This window comes from Cognatiyoonia sediminum (assembly GCF_900129845.1).
In the GTDB taxonomy this organism is placed as follows: Bacteria; Pseudomonadota; Alphaproteobacteria; order Rhodobacterales; family Rhodobacteraceae; genus Cognatiyoonia; species Cognatiyoonia sediminum.
Window position 1 is genome coordinate 1 of the sequence record NZ_FQXB01000010.1, and the last position, 3,550, is coordinate 3,550.

At 47.5% G+C, this 3,550-nt stretch carries 4 protein-coding genes and 2 pseudogenes; 3 read left to right on the forward strand and 3 right to left on the reverse strand.

Annotated elements, in window-relative coordinates; all coding sequences use genetic code 11:
* The first annotated feature begins 399 nt into the window (after window positions 1-399).
* On the forward strand, window positions 400-1,275 hold the full coding sequence (locus BUA85_RS16390; protein WP_131802827.1) for a hypothetical protein: 876 nt from the start codon (window positions 400-402) through the stop codon (window positions 1,273-1,275).
* 106 nt (window positions 1,276-1,381) lie between these two features.
* Here BUA85_RS16390 and BUA85_RS16395 read toward each other — a convergent pair whose 3' ends face one another.
* Window positions 1,382-1,804, reverse strand: coding sequence for a hypothetical protein (locus BUA85_RS16395; protein ID WP_072903039.1), 423 nt, complete (start codon window positions 1,802-1,804; stop codon window positions 1,382-1,384).
* A 353-nt stretch (window positions 1,805-2,157) separates the two neighbouring features.
* On the opposite strand from BUA85_RS16395, the gene BUA85_RS16400 reads away from it, so the two are divergent.
* On the forward strand, window positions 2,158-2,772 hold the full coding sequence (locus tag BUA85_RS16400) for a VPLPA-CTERM sorting domain-containing protein (protein WP_083526317.1): 615 nt from the start codon (window positions 2,158-2,160) through the stop codon (window positions 2,770-2,772).
* A 188-nt stretch (window positions 2,773-2,960) separates the two neighbouring features.
* Here the strand turns inward: BUA85_RS16400 and BUA85_RS17070 are convergent, their stop codons facing one another.
* Both BUA85_RS17070 and BUA85_RS17075 read right to left on the reverse strand, forming a co-directional pair.
* Window positions 2,961-3,128, reverse strand: a complete 168-nt coding sequence (locus BUA85_RS17070) for a helix-turn-helix domain-containing protein (RefSeq protein WP_341350636.1) — start codon at window positions 3,126-3,128, stop codon at window positions 2,961-2,963.
* A pseudogene (locus tag BUA85_RS17075) lies at window positions 3,114-3,377 on the reverse strand (recombinase family protein); the annotation flags it as partial. The pseudogene BUA85_RS17075 and the gene BUA85_RS17070, both read right to left, overlap by 15 nt.
* 60 nt (window positions 3,378-3,437) lie before the next feature.
* Here BUA85_RS17075 and BUA85_RS16410 point away from each other — a divergent pair.
* Window positions 3,438-3,550 (forward strand): annotated as a pseudogene (locus tag BUA85_RS16410) (IS3 family transposase); the annotation flags it as partial.

A 3,550-nucleotide genomic window follows, 5' to 3' on the forward strand; every position in this document is an offset into this window, starting at 1 on the left:
CCGTGCTTAATTCGTCCGTTTGCTCAATGAGTGTGGATTGCAATGCCGACTTGGGTAGCTACTAAACGACGTTCGCCGTCACTTACAGTTTTGCACCGCAAGTTATAGTGTCGTAGTAGTTTTGGAGAGACCCAATAATATTTATTGCAAGCACATTAATCTTGATAAGTTTTTTATAGGATAATCAGAATACTGAATTGACCTGAATTTTTCTTGCGGGTCTTCAGAATACTGTACGGCGGCGAAAGTCGGCAGTGAGCGAAAATCGACCGGTGCTGCAAAGTGCATGAATGTCGGCTACTAGGCTGAAACCGAAGTGGAAGGCTGATAGTTCTGATTAGTCTCGCTTGATGCCTCACTGCGTTCTAGGCTGGCAAGAGAAGTAGACGGAGGTAACGAATGATTAGACAAATTGGCCTTTCTGCAATTCTTATAGTGAGCGCCGAGGCGGCAGTGGGTGAAATCGTGGCAGGGGGCGAATTCTATGAGGATCGAAGCGGGTATCCTTGCTTTGCGACTTTGAACACCGATGCAGGCAAGAGCGTCACTTTGCAGCTATCCGATTACAAAGACGTCTGGTCGCTCACATTCATTATCTCGGATCGTGCTTCCGTCTATCGGCGGTTTTTCGACAGTAGGGGGCTGCGTGATGAAGGTGCTTTCGAAGACGCGTTCGAGGGTGTCCGTATCGGTGAGTGTTCGTTTGATTTCAATGATACGTCGCTCTTCGAAGTCCGGCGCCAAGACGTGGACGAAAAGACCGCCGGGATATTCAGCGTAGACGAACAGCACAATGTGGCGCGAGTATTGGAAGCGATGGCGGATGATGGGATCGAGATTGAAGGGCTGGTGTCCTTGGACGGCACAGCTACAGTCTTGAGCGAATTTCGTTCCTGTTCATATGCCGCAATGCGGCTGCAAGAAGGCGAAAGGGTCGAAACAGATTTCCGGGCCGAATACCGAATGATCTTCGAAGGCGTATTCGAGAATTGGGTAACCAGTATGGCGCAGGCGGAGCATTGTCTTGCCACACGCTTCGATGATGACGCAGTTTCAGAAGTGATAGACGCGGCAGCGGATGCTTTCTATCCCGGTATTCTAAACGTCCGTAAGCGCAGCGAATACCGGGAAAATCTTGATGGGCTGCTACCCATGGCGAAGCTTTCTGGTATGGTGGATGCCGAAACAGAAGGGTGCCTTATGGCAGGCAGGTTAGCAGACGTATCGCGGATGCCAGTTGATAGGGCGATTGAAGAAGCTGCGAAGCTAGATTAGGTCCCCATTCTAGTCAGCATTGCTTCATTTCTTTCGGTGAAATCCAATGCAGTTTGTCTATCGTTGTTTACGATGGTTCCATCGGCGCCATTTTCTTAGGATGCAACTATGTTTCGGGATTATTTGGGCATTCGGGCACAGCCCAATTAGGCAAACTGATTTCCATAGGTAGTTCAGACAATACCTCGTCCATTACCTCACCTGTGAGTTCCGCTAATTCACAGGCATAGTCGGCATTAGTTTTGTCTGGGTTTGCTTCCAGCCATTCGCGTCTATCTTGGTCTTCAAAATAGCCAACCGCTGCAATGCCTGCGAAAGGAACGATCGCAACAATACGCCTCAGCCTTGCTTTGGCCGCAATTTTCGCAATTTGTCTTCGGTTTTTTACAGCCTGAGCAGTAGCATTCGCAGACAATACCGTTACCTGACTTGCTAAGCTAAGTGCCCAAATCGTTGTTGAAATTGAGAAAGCTGTCAGCGAAATTATCAATGTCAGAATGAAAAAAGTACTTTTCAGAAATCTTATCATTTAAATGAAGCCTGCTCAAAATATTGGGGTACACAAACAAAACAACTTTTAACTGCATTTGGCTTAGGTCGGCGCATATCGAAGTTGATGCCAGTATGAGAAATAATGATCTGCATTGCAGCCCGAAGACTTCCCATGAAGTACAATTTAGACTTTCTTAGCTACTCAATACTGTCTGAAGTCAGTATTCACTTCTGATTTAGGTTCTTCACCGGGCAGTTTAGTTCTTTTGATAGCTTTTGGGAGGGTCCCTTTAAATAAATGTGGCAAAATTATGTCGTGCCTGTTAAGCTTAAGCAGGGCTTTTTAGATGGCGTTATGTTAGCGGCGGCCCTGGTTTACGAGGTTATGTAATGTTTAAAGGTCTAACAATAGCAGTCGCTGCATCGATCAGCTTAGCTGGTAGCGTTTTCGCTGCAACAGTTGATTCAGCGGCTACAGGTTCCAACTCTATCGGTGGCTTTTCTTTAGTTAGTACTGGGACAATGACGGATGTTGCGACAATCCCTAACGTTTGGGTCGACAATGACGCTGACTCTCAATGGGTATGGACCGACGGAATCGATAATGTTGCAAACGAAAATATTTTTTTATGGCAATTTGATTTAACGGGGTTTGACGCGACTACGGCTGTTTTGGATGGCCTCTGGGCGACGGATAACTACGGTACTGCGTTTTTGAACGGCAATTCAATTGATGAACTCGAGTTTGGTTACGACTCATTTGGCGAATTACATGTAGTATCAGCTGCGGGTGCACCTCCGTTTGTGGAAGGACAGAACGATCTTGTGTTTGTGGTCACGAATGGATACGTCGACGACCCACAGAGAAATCCTGGCCCTGGAGGATTTCGCGCTAGTGTCACCGTAAGTGCGACTCCTGTACCGCTTCCTGCTGGTGGCTTGCTGCTGATTGCTGGTTTGGGCGCGCTGGGCACTTTGCGGCGTCTTAAAAAAACCACCTCATAAATTGCAAAATTTATCGGAGAGACCTGGCATTTTTCCGGCGGAATAAATCTCTATCAACTAAAAGCTGCAAAGCTCAGATCGGGACTTTTTTCGTAAGAAAAAACTTCTCTCTTATCTTGGGCCCTGACAGGGAAAACACCGCATCCCAATCCGTCTGTTGAGAATCTGGGGGGACCCTAGCTCCTATATCACAACGCTAACTCTGCTTTGATACGGTGGACGCTCTGCCGAGAGATACCTAGAGACTTGGCTATCGATGTAAGAGACGAACCGGCTTTAATCATGTTGCTAACTACCTCACGGTCAATGGAAGCCTTACGGCCTTTGTAAGCGCCCTTGGCCTTTGCTAGAGCAATGCCTTCAGCCTGACGCTTGAGGATCATCGAGCGTTCAAATTGAGCAAACGACCCCATCATCTGTAGCATCAAGGTGGACATAGCATCATCAGAACCAGAGAAAGTTAAGCTCTCAGAGAGGAAGGTGACACTAGCACCCTTGGCGTTGATCTCTTTAATGATGTCCTCAAGGTCTCTGAGATTACGTGCCAGACGATCTATGCTAAATACCACCACCTCATCACCACTGCGGATGTAAGCCAACATTTCTTTGTGATCCTCCCCCTTTGAAGTGGTCCGCCCCTATAGTTAGGAAACGGAGGATCAGATATGGGAATCAAGCGTCATAAACCGGAAGAGATTGTCACTAAGTTACGGCAGGTTGAGGTACTGTGCGGCCAAGGGATGCCGCGCATTGATGCAATCAGACAGGTGCAGATAAC